The 20,635-nt window shown below is 29.2% G+C and carries 17 protein-coding genes and 2 tRNA genes; 13 read left to right on the forward strand and 6 right to left on the reverse strand.

The annotated features are described in order from the left end of the window. Positions 1 to 103 precede the first annotated feature (103 nt). From MC061_RS00570 to MC061_RS00585, 4 genes are all read left to right on the forward strand, one after another. Positions 104 to 176 (forward strand) — tRNA-Gly (locus MC061_RS00570). Positions 177 to 278: 102 nt separating this feature from the next. Continuing rightward, positions 279 to 935: an HAD family hydrolase gene (locus MC061_RS00575; protein ID WP_259536023.1), complete on the forward strand. Its 657-nt coding sequence runs from the start codon at positions 279 to 281 to the stop codon at positions 933 to 935. Continuing rightward, positions 932 to 1,426, forward strand: a complete 495-nt coding sequence (locus MC061_RS00580; protein WP_259536025.1) for an RDD family protein — start codon at positions 932 to 934, stop codon at positions 1,424 to 1,426. The genes MC061_RS00575 and MC061_RS00580 overlap by 4 nt, the downstream gene beginning before the upstream one ends. A gap of 144 nt (positions 1,427 to 1,570) precedes the next feature. Next, positions 1,571 to 2,182 carry an SURF1 family protein gene (locus MC061_RS00585; protein WP_259536027.1) on the forward strand — a complete coding sequence of 204 codons (612 nt, stop codon included), beginning with the start codon at positions 1,571 to 1,573 and terminating at the stop codon, positions 2,180 to 2,182. A gap of 74 nt (positions 2,183 to 2,256) precedes the next feature. Here MC061_RS00585 and MC061_RS00590 read toward each other — a convergent pair whose 3' ends face one another. Both MC061_RS00590 and MC061_RS00595 read right to left on the reverse strand, forming a co-directional pair. Beyond that, entirely contained in the window at positions 2,257 to 3,960 is a 1,704-nt protein-coding gene (locus tag MC061_RS00590) for a monovalent cation:proton antiporter-2 (CPA2) family protein (RefSeq protein ID WP_259536029.1), read from the reverse strand. Between the two features lie 9 nt (positions 3,961 to 3,969). Further along, entirely contained in the window at positions 3,970 to 4,539 is a 570-nt protein-coding gene (locus MC061_RS00595; RefSeq protein ID WP_259536030.1) for a thioredoxin family protein, read from the reverse strand. A 122-nt stretch (positions 4,540 to 4,661) separates the two neighbouring features. Here MC061_RS00595 and tmk point away from each other — a divergent pair, with 122 nt between their 5' ends. Then, complete coding sequence (gene tmk, locus MC061_RS00600; protein ID WP_259536032.1) at positions 4,662 to 5,288, forward strand: dTMP kinase; 627 nt, start codon at positions 4,662 to 4,664, stop codon at positions 5,286 to 5,288. Positions 5,289 to 5,372: 84 nt separating this feature from the next. On the opposite strand, the gene ftsH is transcribed toward tmk, so the two are convergent. Both ftsH and tilS read right to left on the reverse strand, forming a co-directional pair. Then, positions 5,373 to 7,214, reverse strand: a complete 1,842-nt coding sequence (gene ftsH, locus MC061_RS00605; protein WP_259536034.1) for an ATP-dependent zinc metalloprotease FtsH — start codon at positions 7,212 to 7,214, stop codon at positions 5,373 to 5,375. Between the two features lie 12 nt (positions 7,215 to 7,226). Next, positions 7,227 to 8,531: a tRNA lysidine(34) synthetase TilS gene (gene tilS, locus MC061_RS00610; protein WP_259536036.1), complete on the reverse strand. Its 1,305-nt coding sequence runs from the start codon at positions 8,529 to 8,531 to the stop codon at positions 7,227 to 7,229. Positions 8,532 to 9,242: 711 nt separating this feature from the next. Between tilS and MC061_RS00615 the strand changes: the two genes are divergently transcribed. The 4 genes from MC061_RS00615 (at position 9,243) to MC061_RS00630 (ending at position 13,235) form a co-directional block, all read left to right on the forward strand. Continuing rightward, complete coding sequence (locus MC061_RS00615; RefSeq protein WP_259536038.1) at positions 9,243 to 10,676, forward strand: gluzincin family metallopeptidase; 1,434 nt, start codon at positions 9,243 to 9,245, stop codon at positions 10,674 to 10,676. A gap of 590 nt (positions 10,677 to 11,266) precedes the next feature. After that, positions 11,267 to 12,376, forward strand: coding sequence for a tRNA 2-thiouridine(34) synthase MnmA (gene mnmA / locus MC061_RS00620; RefSeq protein ID WP_259536212.1), 1,110 nt, complete (start codon positions 11,267 to 11,269; stop codon positions 12,374 to 12,376). A gap of 90 nt (positions 12,377 to 12,466) precedes the next feature. Further along, positions 12,467 to 12,973 carry an inorganic diphosphatase gene (gene ppa, locus MC061_RS00625; RefSeq protein ID WP_259536040.1) on the forward strand — a complete coding sequence of 169 codons (507 nt, stop codon included), beginning with the start codon at positions 12,467 to 12,469 and terminating at the stop codon, positions 12,971 to 12,973. A gap of 170 nt (positions 12,974 to 13,143) precedes the next feature. Continuing rightward, a tRNA-Ser gene (locus MC061_RS00630) sits at positions 13,144 to 13,235 on the forward strand. Between the two features lie 56 nt (positions 13,236 to 13,291). Here MC061_RS00630 and ispF read toward each other — a convergent pair. Next, on the reverse strand, positions 13,292 to 14,617 hold the full coding sequence (gene ispF, locus MC061_RS00635; RefSeq protein WP_259536042.1) for a 2-C-methyl-D-erythritol 2,4-cyclodiphosphate synthase: 1,326 nt from the start codon (positions 14,615 to 14,617) through the stop codon (positions 13,292 to 13,294). Positions 14,618 to 15,106: 489 nt separating this feature from the next. Here ispF and MC061_RS00640 point away from each other — a divergent pair, with 489 nt between their 5' ends. Then, a complete protein-coding gene (locus tag MC061_RS00640; RefSeq protein ID WP_259536044.1) occupies positions 15,107 to 15,820 on the forward strand; it encodes a lysophospholipid acyltransferase family protein in 714 nt (237 codons plus the stop codon). Positions 15,821 to 15,890: 70 nt separating this feature from the next. Then, complete coding sequence (rpsT, locus tag MC061_RS00645) at positions 15,891 to 16,166, forward strand: 30S ribosomal protein S20 (RefSeq protein WP_259536046.1); 276 nt, start codon at positions 15,891 to 15,893, stop codon at positions 16,164 to 16,166. Positions 16,167 to 16,230: 64 nt separating this feature from the next. On the opposite strand, the gene MC061_RS00650 is transcribed toward rpsT, so the two are convergent. Further along, positions 16,231 to 16,863: a ferredoxin reductase domain-containing protein gene (locus MC061_RS00650; RefSeq protein WP_259536048.1), complete on the reverse strand. Its 633-nt coding sequence runs from the start codon at positions 16,861 to 16,863 to the stop codon at positions 16,231 to 16,233. Positions 16,864 to 17,067: 204 nt separating this feature from the next. On the opposite strand from MC061_RS00650, the gene purF reads away from it, so the two are divergent. Next, on the forward strand, positions 17,068 to 18,456 hold the full coding sequence (purF, locus tag MC061_RS00655) for an amidophosphoribosyltransferase (protein WP_259536050.1): 1,389 nt from the start codon (positions 17,068 to 17,070) through the stop codon (positions 18,454 to 18,456). 164 nt (positions 18,457 to 18,620) lie between these two features. Then, a complete protein-coding gene (gene htpG / locus MC061_RS00660; RefSeq protein WP_259536052.1) occupies positions 18,621 to 20,558 on the forward strand; it encodes a molecular chaperone HtpG in 1,938 nt (645 codons plus the stop codon). The last annotated feature ends 77 nt before the right edge of the window (positions 20,559 to 20,635 follow it).

The following is a 20,635-nucleotide window of genomic DNA, read 5'->3' on the forward strand; positions in this document are numbered from 1 at the left end:
GTGAGATCATGCACTTAGTACTCTCTATATCATATTACATGTTGATTGCATGATATATAATTTTATATTATATTCTGTAATACATGATACAATTTATTAATGTGCGGGAGTAGCTCAGTTGGTAGAGTGCAACCTTGCCAAGGTTGAGGTCGAGGGTTCGAATCCCTTCTCCCGCTCTTAATATTTTCAAGAGAATATTATATACATATGATACAAAACAGTAAAAATCACTGACAAGTTTTTCATTGATTAGTAAAAATTAAGTCACAATATTAAGAATGAATAAAAAATACTCATTAGCAGTAGCATTTGACTGGGACAATACTTTAGTTGATACTCAAGACAATATTTGTAATGCTATAAAATATACTATCAACTTAATGGGATATAGTAATAAACCTATCAATTATCGTAATGCTAATGAATCAAGAAAAGATTACATGATCAATTTATTTGGAAATCAATGGCAACAAGCAAATCAAATATATCAACAATATTTAGATAATGCAATATTACAAAATATTACTCTAAATCATGGAGTAGAAGAAATGCTATATACGTTAAAAGAACGCAATATTTATCTTGCGATAGTGAGTAACAAAAAGAATATCCATTTACGTAAAGAAGTGATCTATTTTCAATTAGAATCTTACTTCAAAAAAGTCGTTGGATCGTGTGATACATTAGAAGATAAACCTTCTCCAATACCTTTATTATTTGCTTTAGCAAATAGTACATTACATATAAATAGAGAAAATGTGTTTTTTGTTGGTGATAGTATAACAGATATTTTATGTGCACGTAGTGCTAATTGTTTACCTATTATATACAGACAAACAATTAGTGGATATGCAGATGTATTATGTTTTCAACATTTTTCTCAATTGACATACTTTATCGTAAAATATCTAGATCATAGAGAGAGTATATCATGAGACAATCCTCTTGTATGGAATTTGCAAGCATTCAAACACGTTTTTGCGCATATCTAATAGATACAGCAATATTATTAGTACCTACTCTCATTATTGTCCTATTATTAAATCATTTACCATTAATTTTACATCTATCTTATATATGTATACACTGTAGTTATTTCACATATTTTCTTTCTTCAAAGAGACAAGCAACCCCAGGTCAGCAGTTAATGCATATATATACTGTCACATTGAATAATTCTAAAATAGATATAATATTGGCTTTTGATAGAAGTCTCTCACAATTCTTTCTACCTGTCTTGAATAGTGCAACTATGACTCTTATTGACTATTTATCTCACACTAATGTATTAGTCAGCATTTTAAATATATTAAAAGTAATCATTATATTGTTAACATTGATCTGGTATCTCATAACCTGTTTATCGAACAAGAAACAAGCATTACATGATATAATATTTGATACTTTTGTGATAAAAAAAAGATGAATTATATTATTCAGCATACTAATTAATTATATGATAAAAATTATGATTAATAAGAAATTGTTATCTCTATTTTTATAGATCATTATCAATACATTGACTATTCCATATATGATATATTTATAACTTATTCATTAATATATAAATATGTTAAAAAAGATTTTACTGATTTTACTATTACCTACATTACTTTTCTTTTTATTGGGATTATGGCAAGTATCTAGATACAATTGGAAAAATAATATTATAACAAATATGAATCTGCCAGATATCTATCTGTTAGATAGCTGTAATCTTAATGAATTGAACTATAGACGTGTTATACTTTCTGGTATTATAAGTAACATAGAATTATACGTGTTTGCAGGACAAAAAGGGTATCACATATTATCTCCTATGCTATTATCTGATGGACATTATTTATTAATCAATAAAGGAATCTTTCAAGAAAAAACAGATTCAATACCACAGATCAAAAAAATAGATATAAATGGAGTATTATACTGCGATAGTGATAAAAGTAAAATATGGTTTATCAAGAATGATATCTCTGCAAATATATGGTTTACTTTTAATATAAATGAAATATCTAATGAATTAGGTATTATTTTAGATAAATGTATTCTTTGGCACAGTAATTCTGAGGTAGAGACAATCATCATAAAACAAATGAAACACTTAGAATATGCAATTACTTGGTTTTTACTTGCCTTATTATGGATGATTATGTGTGTAATTTACTACTTTAAAAATCCTTAAGGGTATCTCTTGAGATGAGAAACTTATATATGCAAGTATCATATCTTTCTATCTTTTATCTACTCTAAAACACTTCAAGATTCTTTGATCATAATGCTATAATTATCTTTTCTCATGCGATGTTGTAAAGACATGACTGTGCTCTCACTCATTCCGCTTAAGCTGAGAGCAGCTCCTCCTAATTGGGATCCTATTTCAGAGACTTCAGGAATAATTTTGCTTGCTCCTAATTTTTTATACATCTCTACATTACTAAGATCTGGTACACGTATTATAATATTAACATGTGGAAAATTCTCTGCAACTAATGAAAGAATTTTTTTGATAGTCACCTCATTTTTGATTGATACTACAAGAGCTTGAGCTCTTTCAATGCCTATTGATTTGAGAATTTCATATCTTGTAATATCTCCAAGATATATAGGAAAGCTTTCACTTTTTCCCTCTTTAACGATTTTAGATTGAATATCCACAACTACATAACTGAGATGCTCTGCAGTAAGCATTTTCGTGACTATATATCCTACTTGACCAAATCCTGCCACTATCACATGATTATATAAATCTTGTGTATCTTTTTCAATAGCATAATTATCTAAGATTGTTTTTTCAGAACTACATAAATTTGCTATACAATCTCCTAATCCAGATAAAAGAGGAGTAAAGGCCATTGTTACTGTCGTGACCATCATAAGGATTTGAGCAATTTCAGTAGGCAATACATTAATCTCATTTGCTAAGCGAAATAATATGAATGCAAATTCACCACCTTGTGCAAGTAGTAAGCCAGCTTGTATTGCAGGAGCAGTTTTAAATCCAAAGAACCTACATAACATGTATATTATAGCAGTTTTAACAACAATAAGAAGAATTGATAGTAAAGTAATGAGTAATAATTTATTGACCAATAGTTCAGTATTAATAGACATACCCACAGTCATAAAAAATAACCCAAGAAATAAATCTTTAAATGGTAAAACTGCTTGCTCTACAGAATGTCTATATTCAGTTTCCGCAACTAATAATCCAGCAACAAAAGCTCCTAATGCCATTGATAAATGGAATTGCTCAGTGATAAAAGCTGATCCTAATACTATGAGAAGAGTTGTCGAGATAAAAACTTCATTATTGCCCATTTTAGCAATTACTGCAAATAAAGGTCTTAATAATAATCTACCAGTTGTAAAAATGAGAACTAATGCAATTGATGCTTGTAATAATGAACCTGCTAATGAGCTGAGTAAACTATGCTCAGAATTGCCAGCAAGTAGAGGTAATAAGACTATTAATGGTACTACTGCAAAGTCTTGCATTAGTAGTACTGCTATTGATAATCTACCTACTTGACTAGCATGAGATCCTTTTTCTTGTAGAACTTGCAATACTATTGCAGTTGAAGAAAGTGCTAATCCTCCTCCAATTACTACGGAAATTTGTGTATTAATACCAAACGCAAGTGCGATGCACCATATTATTATAATCGTCACTATAACTTGTAGAGATCCAAAACCAAAAACATGCATTCGCATAGCTATCAGACGTTCAAAAGTAAGCTCTAATCCTATTATAAATAATAAAAATACAACACCAAATTCTGCAAAATTATCCATTGCGTCTACTGAATGTATCAAATTAAATCCATGAGAACCAATAACTGCACCAGCAACAAAGTACCCTAAGACTGGACTAATATTCATTTTCCAAAATGCTATTACTATAAAAACAGCAGCAGAGAGTAAGATGATAATATCAGGTAAATGATGAGAGTGATTGTGCATGTAATACCTCTATGTAACATGAGACCATTTGATTGAACATCCAATACTTGATGTTTGAATCAAGGGTGCATGATTTGTTTCTGCAATTAATTTCATAGCTTTAAATAATTCACTACTTCCTACTATATAGTTATGTTCTTTTTCTTTTGAAGTCTCATTAAAACGTCCACGATAACATAGCTTTAAATAAGAATTAAAACCAAAAAAGTCAGGAGTACAGACAGCACTATAAGCTCTAGCTATTTTCTGTGTACTATCAATTAAATATGGAAAGGTAAAATTATTTTTATGGGCAAATGTAATCATATTGATAAAAGAATCTTCTGGATATAGCTGAATATCATTTGACATAATAGCCACTGAATTTACTTGATACTCTTGTCTGAGTAATTCTACATCTTTGACTATATCTTGAATAATTGATAGAACGTAAGGACAATGATTACATATAAACATGACAATCAGACCATTTACACCAGAACAATCATTGAGAGTATGATGCTTGCCATCTACTCCTAATAGATTAAAATCCTGTGCAACAAAAGTAAAATCTGCTTTAGGAGCATCAAGAGCGACCATATTGATAGATGAACAACGATAGTATAATATACAAATATAATCTTACCAAGTAAGTGTCAAATAATTTTTCTATATACTTTGAATATATTCTTCTAATATACTATCTTCAATAGTAAATCTTTATGTTTATAACTTTTGAAGGAATAGATGGTTCTGGTAAAACAACACAATCCAAGCTCATCGCAAATTATTTTAGACAAATTCTAGGTGAACATCATGTAGTGTTAACTAGAGAACCAGGAGGAACTCTTTTTGCAGAAGAGATACGAAAGATATTATTAAAAAATAATATTGCACCTCTCTCTGAGCTTCTGCTGTTATTATCACTCAGATATGAACATATGAATAAAATCATCCTACCATCTCTTGAGAAAGGTAAGATAGTAATTTGTGATCGCTTTATTGATTCCACTATAGCATATCAGGGATATGCTCTTGGTCTTGACTTGGATTTAATCAGATATTTACATCAATTAGTAAAAATACAATATCCAGATATGACGTTTGTATTAGATATAGAGATTGCAATGGGATTAAAGAGAACAAAAATCAAAACTAAATATGAAAAGATGAATAGATCTCTCTATGAGAAAGTACGGATGGGATTTCAAAAAATAGCTATAAAAGAGCCTAAAAGATGCATTCTGATCTCTCATATTGAAGATAAATGTCAAAATCAAGTATATAGAGAAATTGTTAGTTACTTACAACACTCTTCTTTAAGAAGAATTTATTCTATTACTAAGTAAAATATTATATCATTACTTTGAAGATCTTAAATTTAATGTTCAGTATTATCTCATTATGTTTAATATATTGAAATAATATTTACATTAATAAAAAAAGAAGGAGGATTTTTGTGGCATATTTTGTGTTTTATTATCTTCTTTAATCATTTTTTTACCTTTTAATATCTCTTGTATATCGTTTCCGGTTAAAGTTTCGAATTCCAGTAGATTCTGAGCAATTAAATCTAAGTTGTCTTTATGTGTATTCAAAATCTCTTTTGCTTGTTCATAACAAATAGAAATAATGCGTTTGACTTCTGAATCTATAAGTTGCAATTTATCTTCAGAAATGATATCAGGGCCTTGCATACTGTCACGATTGTTATTATAACATACTGGACCTATCATTTCACTCATTCCCCATTTTGTAACCATAGCACGAGATAAATCAGATGCTTGTTTTATGTCAGAAGATGCTCCACTTGTTACCTTATCATAACCGAAAATTAACTCTTCTGATACCCTTCCACCCATAGCTACTGTGATATCTGCTATCATTTTTTCCCTTGTAAGAGCTACTCTATCTGTTTCAGGTAATCTCATAACTAAACCTAATGCTTGACCTCTAGGAATAATAGTCACTTTATGTATAGGATCGGAAGCAGGCATATTCACAGCAATAATAGCATGACCAGCTTCATGGTATGCAGTCAACTTTTTTTCTTCTTCTGTCATCATGATAGATCGTCTTTCTACTCCCATCATCACCTTATCACGAGCATATTCAAAATCGTCCATAGTAACAATTCTTTTGTTTCTTCTTGCAGCTATGAGAGCAGACTCATTTACCAAATTTGCAAGATCAGCACCTGAAAAACCAGGTGTCCCTCTTGCAACTATTTTTAAATTTACATCTGGTGCCAGAGAGATTTTTTTAATATGAGTATTTAATATTTTCTCACGTCCATTTATATCAGGTAAAGAAATATTGATCTGTCGATCAAATCTCCCTGGTCTCAAAAGAGCTGGATCTAAAACATCTGGTCTATTAGTTGCTGCAATGATGATGACACCTTCATTAGACTCAAAACCATCCATTTCAACTAATAACTGATTAAGTGTTTGTTCTCTTTCATCATTACCACCGCCTAACCCAATACCACGATGACGACCTACTGCATCTATTTCGTCTATAAAAATTATACAAGGAGCATTTTTCTTACCTTGATCAAACATATCACGTACACGACTTGCACCCACACCTACAAACATTTCAACAAAATCAGAACCAGAAATGCTAAAAAATGGCACATTAGCTTCTCCAGCAATTGCACGAGCAAGCAGGGTCTTACCAGTGCCTGGAGAGCCAATTAAAAGACATCCTTTTGGAATCTTACCACCTAGTACTTGAAATTTCTCCCTGTGCTTTAAAAAATCAACGATTTCTATAAGTTCTTCTTTTGCTTCATCAATACCAGCGACATCATTAAATGTCACTTTTGTTCCAATTGTCATGAGCCGAGCTCTGGATTTTCCAAAGCTCATTGTTCTACTACCACCTGCTTGTGTTTGTTTTAAAAGGAATAATAACAATCCTATAAAAATAAAGGTTGGAATCCAAGAGATCAATAATCCCCCAAGAATACTCATTGCAGAGTCTCCAGTTGAGAAAGAAAAATGTACCTTTTTATCATGTAGCATTTTTATCAATTCACTATATATAACTCCACTTGAAGAAAAACCTGAACCATCAAGAAATTTCCCTTCAATATTTTGATTTCTAATAATAATGCTATCTACATCATTATTGTCTAATCTAGTTAAAAACTCAGAAAATGGTATAGTAATTTTTTTGCTTTCTATACTTCCGTGGAATTGAATATATGCAACTGAAATAAGTACTATAATGACCAACCAAATTAACAAGCCTTCTAAAAATTTTTTCATTCTTATTTTTTACTAAATACCAATCAAGGTTACCAAATTTTGTTTTATTATGCTATCAATAATACAATGACAATGATTCCCAGTCATATCCTGTTTTGTACAAATAATTTGAGGATAAGCAATAATCTTTGTATCTAGCATTACCACAGGTAATGTAAATATTACTTCATGATGACAATCATAACTTTCTCTTAAATACTTAGGAAGTGTTCTTGTAATTTGTCCTAAAGGTGCAAGAGTTACTGAGCATTCTGATATATTACCTAGTATTGAGCATTGAAATCTATTATCCCATATAACAGACTCTGTGACTGGTACAGTAAGAACTATGCTTTTTATCTTTGATATTTCACGCAATATTAAAATATACTCTCTATATTTCTTGATTTTACATCCAGATAAAGTACAAGTAAGATTACTATCTTTCTGTAAGATTTTACTGAATATTTTATTGATACTATCAAATCTTGGTTTGTACAAGGCATTGCCAATTATCATAATAGAATACACAAGGATTCTGAGTGACATCTCTTCTGGTAACTGATCAAATGCGCTAAGTTTAATTGCAATATATCCAAGATCATGTAAGAGCACATGTTTATTAAATTCTATATTTAAATAATATTTTAATGCTTTTATAGCTCTTCTAGCATGCAAAGCTGTTAGACAGATTCTATCTGTTAACATCTTTTGATTACTACTGATATGTAATAATTTGCGATATAAAGTACGCTTATATTTTACATCTAAATTACTTTTATCTTCTCTCCATTTCAGATTGTAATAAAGTGCATATTCTTCTATATTATTACGAGAAAAATCTAATAATGGTCTGATAATATATATACCATTACACAAAGATTTATAATTCATCGATGATAATCCATCTAATCCGCTCCCTCGTTCCAATCTCAATAAAAATGTTTCCGCTTGATCATCTTTATGATGAGCTATAAATAGTTGTTTTATATTATTATTTTTACACCATCCTATTAATAATTGATATCTCGCATCTCTTGCTTGTGCTTGAATATTATTTTTAATATTCTGACCTTGCCATTCTAATATTAATGCTTTTTGTACACCAAATTCTTTTGCATAGTGTATAATAAACTGGGCATCTTGACTTGATTCAAGTCGAATACCATGATTTACTGTGAGTACTATAGGTAATGGATAGTGACATTTTTTAGTCCAGTTTGTAATTAAATGTAGTAAGACAACACTATCTATTCCACCTGATACTGCAACTGCCAATTCATTATTATGAGAAGCCAAGTGATTAATTTTATTTTGAAAGAGACGTTCTAATTTCATATCTATCTTTATAATCTTAATGTATTCTACAGTTGAATATTATTTTGTAGATAGCAATATACCTAAAAGAATTCAAGCTGTGATTGATCATGATAATGATATCGTAAAGATAATGTTCAAGATCAAATTTCCTTATAATCGTTCTAGATATATTGATCAATATATACTCAAGATATCTGATGAAAATATATCTTCATATATATACAAATCATTCATATATTTAAAGACAGAAATATATAAGAATCAGTGCTAAAAAAAGATCGTTATATCATACATATATTCCTTATCTCGAAGATTAAAATGCAATGTACTTTAAATTAAGAGTTTATTATTTTCAGCCTTATTATTTCTATAGCATTAGTTATAGATCTGATAATGCAACACTAATTATACCTATACATTATGTAATATATTGCGATTAGATTTTATATTCTCTACTAGCAAGATATTACTAAACACATATTATATTTTTGCTCTTACGATCATAAAAATAATCATAGCGTAATTCAGTACAATACATTCTTTTAATTAAAAACATTATACTAAAATACTGAGATACAATTTTCTAAAAATTATTATGAATGTATATAAAAATATTATTAAAAGTAAAAATATAATTTTTATTATCACATAGATATAGAAATATACTGTTTTATTGTACTTTTACTATATTATAGAATGAGGTATTATCCCATATGAATAAATTGCAATATGAAATCTTATAAGTTTTTAGAAGAAGTATTATCTAAAATACAGAATATAAAAAATATACTTAAAGTGCTAAATCAAAGCCAGTTGGCTTTAGAGGAAAAAATACAGCAAATCAGTCTTTTAGAAGAGATTAGACATGAAATGATCTCTCATAATATAATACAGGAATCATTAGAAGAAGCAGATGCTATAATCATTAAGAATAAGGGTATACAAGATTTAAAACTAAAATTAATAGAGAGAATACACAGAAGCAATAGAGCTGTTCCAATACACTTAGTTAAAACTCTGTCTAAAACTAAAGTAGAATGTCACGCTTTATGGTGTTTATCTCATACTGAAGTCAGTCATTTGAATAAACTAAAAGAAAGGTTTGCAGAGTTAATTAAACTCACTCGTGAAGTCGCTGCTATCAAATCACAACAACTACAATGTTCAGAATATGATGTGCTTCTTTCAGAATATGATTCAGATATTAAAGAAGCAAATATTAAGGAAATATTTCCTAAAATAGGAAAATTCTTTAGTGATAATATAGATCAAGTAATTGAACAATATAAGAAAGATAAGACTATGCATATGCAAAAAGTGCCTATACATAAACAGATTGCACTTGGATCTTATTATTTACAGAAGATAGGTATTGCATTGCATGATGTGAATACTGCATATCATGTACCTATTAGGTATCATGAATCTGATTTTTGCTCTAACTTGTTTTCAACATTGCGATTGAGTGGGTATGCAATGTGCCAGAAATACTTAATTAGTAATTCTATTACTAGTCTCATCACACGAGATATTATGTATGAAATGCATGGTCTCTTTATGGAGAAGATGATAGGGAAATCGAGAGAATTCATAGAGTTTATTCATCCATATATAAAAGAAAAATTTGCTATAAAAGGTAAGTGTAACATAAATGTCAGTAATATAGAAAATTTACATTTACTTTTTCATAAAGTGAACCTCTCTTCATCATTACAACAGATCGATGAGTTTAGTTTGTTAGGACATATTATGTTAAGAACAAAACTCGAACAAGATCTCATACGTGGTACATTAGACATTCAAGATTTACATAATGCATGGATAGAAGGTATGAAGCATTACAAAATTCCAATAAAAGTAAAAAATGAACTTGATACTTACTTGCAAGATGAATACTGGGTACGAGGTATGATAGGTTATTTTCCTATCAAAATGATATCATTAATGTCTGCTATACAAATCTTTTTATTTATTAAACTTCATCATACTGAATCTTTAAATTCTATCATAAAAGGAGATTTTAGTCTATTAATCAATTGGTTATCCAATAATGTATACAATACAAAATCTACATTTTTAGATATGCTAAAAAAAGTGACAGGCAATGGCTTAGACATCGAGAGTTGTACTAGATATTTATCTCATAATTATCATCTTTCTTAAAATGAAATGATTTTCTACACTAGAATCATTATTAGGTTAGGATAGGAATGAAATTTGTAGAGAGATGAGAATCACATAATAGCTATTATTACAGTAACATATAATGATCATAAATTTTATGAGAGATAGTAAAAAAGCACAAAGTCAAAGTATGATAAAAACAGGATATTTAATATATAATATGAGACAGGGAATTTATAATTCTGATATCAAGTATATCACATAAACTTATAAATCTTCAATTGTTATGCTCTTTAATTGTGAAGATCATCACACTGATTCAGTACATTATGATTTTTGATAACGTCTTAATACTCTATACATTAAGCGAGTCATTTTTATCCTAACATGAGTATTATATAATTGACATAATAGTCAAATAAATAGATATTTTATGTCAACATTGACAATTTATATCGATATTTATCTTAACAAATATATGAGATTGATGTTTATCGCAAAGAAAAATCACTAAGAATCAAAATGCTTGTTGTTATACAAATTCACATCATAATCAATATAAAGGAATATAATAATCACAATGATATATATTGATTTATTAGAGATTTATATCCTTAATGAAGGTAATGATGATTACAGAATTTAATATTGAGGATCTCTTACAAGATAAAGCACCACATCAAACTAAAGTTGTAGTCGCAATGTCAGGAGGAGTAGACAGCGCTGTAGCGGCTTCACTACTACATGCCCTAGGATATCAAGTAATAGGAATCACGATGCAACTCTATAATACTGAAATAACTAGTATAAAAAAAAGTGCATGTTGTGCTGGAAGGGATATTTATGATGCTAAGCGTGTGGCTGATAGTATTGGATTTCCTCATTATATTTTAAATTATGAAGCAGTCTTCAAAAAAGAAGTAATAGAATATTTTATCAATAGCTATGTGCATGGCGAAACTCCCGTACCATGTATAAAATGTAATCAAACAGTAAAATTTCGTGATCTCTTGCAGGTCACAAAAAATCTTGATGCAGATGTGCTAGTGACGGGACATTATGTGAGAAGACTAGAACAAAATGGCAAAGTCAAACTGTATACAAGTATAGATAAAAAAAAGGATCAGAGCTACTTTCTCTTTTCTATTACAGAGCAACAGTTACAGTTTTTAAGATTTCCATTAGGATGGTTTTATAAAAATGACATTAGAAAATTAGCACAATACTTTGGTTTACAAATCTTTGATAAACCGGATAGTCAAGATATTTGCTTTGTTTCTGAGAGTTATAACAAAACAATTGCTCATTTAGCTCCTGCATCTATTCAGAAAGGCACAATTATAGATACTGAAGGAAAAATATTAGGTGAGCATAATGGTATAATAAATTTCACAATAGGTCAAAGAAAAGGTTTAGGTCTGAACTCTCATATACCTCTATATGTGATTAGACTAGATATAGAAAATAACCAAGTAATAGTTGGTACAATAAATTATTTAATGCAAAAAAAAATATTTATTAAAGAGTTAAATTGGTTAGAAAAACCAAAGCAAGATATGACAGTACTTGTTAAATTAAGATCATCACATACAGGTAGCTTAGCAACAATACATGCAAGTGAAGAACAAAATACAGCATGTATTACATTACACGATAACCACTTTGGTATTAGTCCAGGTCAAGCATGTGTTGCATATAAAGATGAGCAAGTAATGGGAGGTGGATGGATATATATTTAACTATGTTATACATGACTGATAAATAAATATAGAAATTTGTATTAGTATATTATATTCTTTCTTAATGGTTTTATAGGGATAACTCTTAATATGAATTTAAGTCAAATATCATCAACGCAACATATTCTAAATGTCATGATTGAAATCAGTGCACATTCTTTTCCTATTAAATATGAATATAATCAAGATATAGAACTATTACAAGTTGATAGATTTCTATCGACATCTATGATATATCCGTGCAATTATGGTTTTATACCTAATACACGTTCAGGAGATGGTGATCCTATAGATATCTTAGTCATTACACAATGGCCATTAAACTCTAATGTAATGATCTCAGTACGTCCAATAGGAGTATTATTGACCACAGATGAAAAAGGACAAGATGAAAAAATATTATCCGTTCCCTCTTCTCAGGTCGACAATTATTACGATAATATCTTCAATTATTCTGATCTTCCTAAAAATCTATTAGATAGAATAGTACATTTTTTCACTCATTATAAAGATTTAGAAAAAGAAAAAGCAGTTATAGTAGGTGAATGGATGAATGCGGAAACTGCAAAAAGATTCATTCAGAATTCTATTCTGTGAATATATACTTAGTCGAGAGTGATTTTTTATATTAATTAATATATAATAATAGTATTATATAGCATGGCTTAATATATATTGTCATCACAAATGAAACATTCTGCAACTTATATTGGAATCATGATATACAAGAAAAAAACATACTATCATATCAATACATAATATTATTTGGAAGGATGGCCGAGATGGCTTAAGGCGTCGGTTTGCTAAACCGTTATACGATATTAGAATTGTATCGAGGGTTCGAATCCCTCTCCTTCCGTCAAATTATATATAATCTCATATAATATCTTGTGCTATTTTTTTCTTCTTTAGCATTTATAGAGATTCTCTAAGAGAGGAGACGTGTAACAATAATACAGATGCATATGCTTTTATTCCCTCACTTCTCCCAAGTGAACCTAATTGTTCTGCAGTAGTTGCTTTAATATTGACAGATTCATCCTGTATATCTAATACATGAGCAATAATTTTTTTCATTTGCTTCTTATAAGGAGATATGATAGGTGTTTCACATACTATAGTAATATCTAAATTTGATACGATATATCCTTTTTCTTGTGAAAGATTAACTACAAAATATAAGAAATATAATGAATTATAATTCTTCCACTTAAGAGAATCAGAAGGAAAATATTCACCTATATCACCACATCCTAATGCTCCTAGTATTGCATCAACTATTGCATGTATTGCAACGTCACCATCAGAATGTGACTCTATTGACATATTATGTTCGATTTGTACACCACAAATCCTTATATATTGTGTCTCTTCATCATTATTTTTTATAAATCTATGTATATCATAACCATGACCTATACGAAACTTAGATTTCTCAAAAAGAAGATGTGCAATATGAAGATCTTCTTTTGTAGTTAATTTAAAATTGCTTTTTTCACCTGTTATGATCATAACTTTTTTTTTGCATGCTATCATTAATGATGAATCATCAGTAAAGTCTTGCGCTAATTGACAAGATGAATGATTAGAAAGATCATGATTTGATTTATAGCACGATAATAATGTCTTGAAATTAAAAATTTGAGGAGTCTGTATATTTCGAATATTATGTCTTGGAATAATACCTTGAATAATATCATTACTAATAGATGCTGTTGTATCTTCTACTGCGATTACTGGTACTATTCCTTCTATCATATGTCTTTTTCTGATCATAGATTGCACTATATTATTAATCAATATATTACCTAAAAAAGGTCTACAAGCGTCATGTATGATCACAAAAAAAGGCTCTATCTTTTGTAAGCTTTCAAGTCCTAATTTTACTGATAAATACCTTGTATCTCCTCCATATATAGGAGATAGTAATTTCTTTTCTAGAGTAGTTTTTATCTGAATAGGTAATAATTGTGTTTTCAATATACCTATGTTACATATCGGCGATATATCAATGAAATGATTTATCGTCTCTTGATATAAATTGCTGTGATTTTTGTGAATGATCACTCTTATATAATCTATATATTGATTAGTAAGAAACTTTTTTATCGAATGCCATAACATGGGGTAACCATCAAGCTTAATATACTGTTTAGGGATATTAAAATTACATCTATTACCTATTCCTGCTGCAACTATTAATGTAGCTATTTTATATTTTTTCTCTTGTATAAGATTCATATGAATGCGCTTATTAGCATAATAATTGACAACTTATATATGACTATTCATAAGTACTCTATAATAATGAGAAGATTATATATAAACTAATACACTTGGATATAATATATAAAATTGTGAGAGAAGAATCTTCATGATAATATACTATCACTGCATCTTACATATCATTTTGATAATCTCTCTGAGAGATCATCTTGTAATAATAAAAATATTTAACTATGCAAGTCTAATCTTATTATAGAGCGAGTTTCAAATTTCTATTTTTGAAATATTATGACATATATGAGATTTTTATCTCTCAAGATGAATATATTATTCATATAATGCTACATTTTAGCTAGTATATTACTTATCATCTTGGCTATATACTACATCATTGCAACTAAATTAAAAATAGTTATAATAATATTACGGATATAAGTAGTATGACAAAATATATATTCAAAATGTACTTATGTTAAATGATGATTAATATCATGTGTGATATTCATGTTTGGTAATATATTATTTAATATTTTTCTTATAATATGGGAATTATTCTTCACTATATTGACTCTTCCTATAGTGTTTTGCTCTAAATATATTCTCAAGATCATTTTTACCTTATCAGTAAGAATTGTATTATTTATGCTACGTGTATTATGTAGTATTACATACGAAGTGAGAGGTTTGGAAAATATTTTAACATCTCCCTGTATTATTGCCTCTAAACATCAATCACCATTTGAAACTCTTATTTTTATGCTTTTATTTAAAAATGCGGTTTTTATTCTAAAGCATGAATTACAATGGATACCATTTATTGGTTTACATCTCAAAGCATTAAGAATGATTTTTATTAATAGAGCAAATGGAATTGCTTCTATTCGTCATATAATAAAATCATCAAAAATACTCATAAAAGAAAACAAAAGTATCATCATTTTTCCTGAAGGTACGAGAACAGAGATAAATCGAAAAATAGCATATCATCCAGGTGTATTTATATTATATTCCCTATTATCTCTTCCTGTATTACCAATAGCTTTAAACACTGGTTTATTTTGGCCAAAAAGCATTATATCTGCACATAAGCATCCTGGAATCGCAATAATAGAAATATTACCTCCCATACTACCTGGGTTAAGTAAAGAGGAATTCTTATACAGACTAGAAAGTGCAATTGAAGCAAAAAGTCTCGCATTGACTAAGAAAAAAAACTAGTATTGCATATGAGTAAAAGTTATATAAGTACATTATAGTAAAAAACAAAGAATGAGGTTATCAAATATATATGGCAAATCATAAAAGCGCGAGAAACATGATTAAGGTATCGGCAAAGCGTACTTTGATAAATAAGATGCGTAAAAGTCAGACTCGTACTGCGATTAGAAAAGTATATGATACATTCACTAATAGTAATAGAGAGAATATGATTGTGGCATTTAAGAAAGCTGAATCTATATTACATAAGTGTGTTAATAAAGGTATTATTCATAGAAATACTGCTGCACGCAAGATTAGTCGTCTAAATGCAAAGATCAAAACATACATGATAGGAAAAGATTAAGAGTGAGTAGTGCTAGTGAGCAAATTATTACTTCTAGATATCTGTATGTTATATAATCATCATATTAACTAATACTTGTGTGATATTCTATCCATTTTACAGTCAGTTTTTCTTGTAAGCTATTTTGCATTAAACGCTCACTTAAAAAATCGAAATCAACGTATTCCATATTCTGATCTTGAGTGCTACAACTATAAACAAAGGATTCTTGGCCTGTATTAACATTAAAATGTCTTTGTAAACATTGAGCACAGATCTCTTTCATCATGCATTGCATAGGAGAATTAATAGAAGATATTGCGATGTGATTTGATTTTAAATATGGCTTGAGAATTGTCATTCTAGCATGATTTATAGCTTTCATCATATGCACAGAACCTACAGTAATAATTGTATCTATTTCTTGTAACTGTATATGATGTATACCACATCTTCCTAATTGATAGGCTATAATACCTTCTACTATATTACCATGAAAGGATTGATCTTGCATTCTATTGATTTCAATCATTCCTTCTTCACATGTCCATACAACCACATTTGCGACGGTTTCAATCATATTGCGTTTGAAGACATCATTAAGTCTTTTAAAACCCGCAAAGTACAATACTTTATTATTCTTTTTAAGACATAACTGTCCTATTGAAAATAATACTGCATTTCCTACACCACCCCCAACTAGCATGATATTGCTCATATTCAAACTGAGAGTCTACTCTCTTGCTTAATTATTCATATTACATCATATACAATATTATGCGATTCATCAACTCTGAAATCCTTGTCAAGGATTTCAGAGTTAAAGTACTATACTAGCTCTGATACACTAAAAAACTGAATAAATAAAATACTTGTACTTATATATGTGTTCAAGTAATATTAAGTTTTACTGAATATTAATATGCTAGATGATATCCATGAGGAATGTGGAGTATTTAGTATAAGCTGCAATCACGATGCTGCCTTTAACTCTGTACTATCCCTACATGCTCTACAGCATAGAGGTCAAGAAGCTTTTGGTTTAGCAACAAGTGATAATGGTCAATTACACTATTATCACTTACAAGATGAAGTGAGTAGTGCATTTGATAATATAGATAAAATAAAACAAGCCTTACCTGGATATTATGCAATAGGTCATGTGAGATATTCTACAAGCGGGACTAAATCTGGTGCTCAACCGATATTTGGATATAATAAAAAATTTGGATGTTTTGCAATAGCTCACAATGGTAATTTAATAGGTATTTCTCCTATACGGGATGCTCTCATTCAACAAGGATGTGTCTTTCAATCGGATATTGATACAGAAATAGTAGTGCGTTTATTAGAAAGAAATACTCAAGACAGTTTTGTCAATAGTGTGATAGATGTTCTAAAACAAATAAGAGGTGCCTATTCTTTTGTACTGATTCATCAAGATATCATACTAGGAGTACGAGATCCCGCAGGCATTAGACCTCTTGTATTAGGTAAGTTAAATAATTCTTATATCATGACATCTGAAACGTGTGCCCTTGATATTATCAATGCTGAATTTATTAGAGAAATTCAGCCTGGTGAATTAGTAATTATTGATCGTACTGGTTATCTTACGTCTAAATTTCCCTTTTTAACACAAAAGTCAAGTTTTTGTCTTTTTGAATATATTTATTTTTCAAGACCAGATAGTATTATGATGAATACATCTATATATAATATAAGAAAAAAAATAGGCCGTGTTCTTGCAGAAGAAAGCCCTATAAGAAAGAATGTAGATATGATCGTGCCAATTCCTGATTCTGGAATACCTGCAGCTATTGGATTCTCTCAATATTCAGGAATATCTATGGAATTAGGAATCGTGCGTAATCATTATATAGGAAGAACTTTTATACAGCCTACAGATAAAATACGCCAAGTAAGAACAAAATTGAAATTTAATGCTAATAAATATCTTTTAAAGAATAAAAATATCATTTTGATAGACGATAGTATCGTACGTGGCAATACCTTAAAAAGCATAATTTTCATGCTAAAGAATGCAGGAGTACAAGATATTCATCTCAAAATCTCAAGTCCACCAATGAAATATTCCTGTTTTTATGGTATTGATACTCCAAATTCCAAGCACCTTATTTCCGCTAATCAATCTATAATAGAGATGCAAAAGAATATAGGAGTAACGAGTTTATATTTTTTAAGTATTGAAGGACTTTATCGTGCTGTTAATGGAGAGACGCGCAATAATAATGCACCTCAATATTGTGATGCCTGTTTTACTGGCGATTATCCTATTGGAAATAGTTAAAACGTATGCAGTATATCACATAAATGAAGAGGGAGCTCTTAAGGAGCTTAATCTTTATATTCATTTTTTTGATAAATATTTAGTTTAATTAATATATATTACCTTGAAAGATTCAAGCATCATACTTAAATCTTTAATACAATAACAGATTAATGAGGCGGATAATGCATAATATAAAGGATACTGAGAATCTACAATTTGATACTGAAGTCAGTAAAATACTTAACATAGTGATTCATGCTCTTTATACTAATAAAGATATTTTTTTACGTGAATTAGTATCAAATGCATCAGATGCCTGTGATAAATTACGTTATGAATCTCAGTTAAATTCTGATTTATTGAGCGTTAATGATGAACTAAAAATTAGTATCAGTTTCAATAAAGATAAGAGTGCACTATACATTACAGACAATGGTATAGGTATGAATAGACAAGATTTAATTGATCATCTTGGTACAATTGCAAGCTCAGGGACACAGAAATTCTTGGAAAATATTAAAAATACTAAGGACGCACAGAAAAATATAGATGTAATTGGTAAATTTGGTGTAGGTTTTTATTCAAGCTTCATGGTTGCGTCAGAAGTAATAGTACAATCAAGAAAAGCAGGAGAAGAAGAAACTTGGATGTGGACCTCTAAGGGAGATGGTGGATATTCAATTAGTAAATTAGAAAATATCAATACTCATCATAAAAGTGGTACTAAAATTACACTCATTCTCCATGCTGGAGAGCATGAATTTTTAAATCAATCTCGTATTAAAAATATTATTACTACTTATTCAGATCATATCACTTTTCCTATTGAATTTATAGATGAAGAACAAAAAAAGAGCGAAAAATTAAATAGTAATGCATCTATTTGGACTAAATCAAAAAAAGAGATTACTCAAGAAGAATACAATGCATTTTTTCGTTACATTTCTAATATGAATGATAATCCTTGGATGACATTGCATAACAAAAGTGAAGGAATCATAGAATATACAAATTTATTATATATCCCTTCTGTTAAGCCTTTTGATTTATTTCATCCAGATAGAAATTGTTCTGTAAGATTATATGTCAATAAGGTCTTTATTACTGAAAATAATGTACAAATTATACCACAGTATTTACGCTTTTTACGAGGTATTGTTGATTCACCTGATTTGCCTCTGAATATTAGTCGAGAAACATTACAGAATAATCGTGTTGTTGATCAGATCAAAAAATCTATCACGAAGCGTGTGCTCTCAGAGATCAGTAAAAGAGCACAAGATAATATAGAAGAATATATTAATTTCTGGAGTAATTTTGGTGCAGTATTAAAAGAAGGTCTATGTGATTCTCTTGCTACAGAAGATCGTGAGATGCTACTCTCAATTTGTAGATTTCATAGTACTAAATATGATACATTAGTCAGTCTTGATGATTATATTTCAAGAATGACTCCGGATCAATCTCATATTTACTATCTGACAGGCAACAGTCTTACTGCAGTCAAAAATAGTCCTCAACTTGAGGGATTTATTAATAAAGGATTGGAAGTATTATTATTTATTGACCCAGTTGATGATTTTTGGACGAGTGTAATTCGTCAATATAAACATAAGGAATTCAAATCTGTGACAAGATCTGGTGTTGATATAGAAAAATTTTCTTTAGAGAAACAAAATCAGAATCAATCAAATATAGAAAATAACGAAACTATTCTTGATAATATCAATTCAGATCCTATAATAAAATATTTTACAAAAGTACTTGGTACTTTAATAAAAGAAGTCAGAGTTTCAAAAAAATTAATTGATAGTCCAGTATGTTTAACTGTTGATGAAGGTGGAATAGATCTAAGAATGGAACGCTTTTTACGTGAACAAAAACAATTAGATTATCGCACACCTAAAGTATTAGAAATAAATCTTAAGCATATTATTGTCAAAAACATTTTGAATGCTTATAATCAAAATGGAGAAAATCAAATATTAGAAGACATCATTTATTTATTGTTCTATCAAGCGTGCATTATTGAGGGTGAAGAGATAGATAGTCCACATATTTTTACTAATAGACTCAATAATATACTTGCTAGCATTTTAATGCAATCATGTGTTCAATGATATAAAGAAACTTGAAGGTTTATTCTTTCATCTCTATATCTGAGAGATCATCATTACAAGATATTTACTTTAAGAAT

Source organism: Wolbachia endosymbiont of Howardula sp. (genome assembly GCF_025021925.1).
Taxonomy (GTDB): Bacteria; Pseudomonadota; Alphaproteobacteria; order Rickettsiales; family Anaplasmataceae; genus Wolbachia.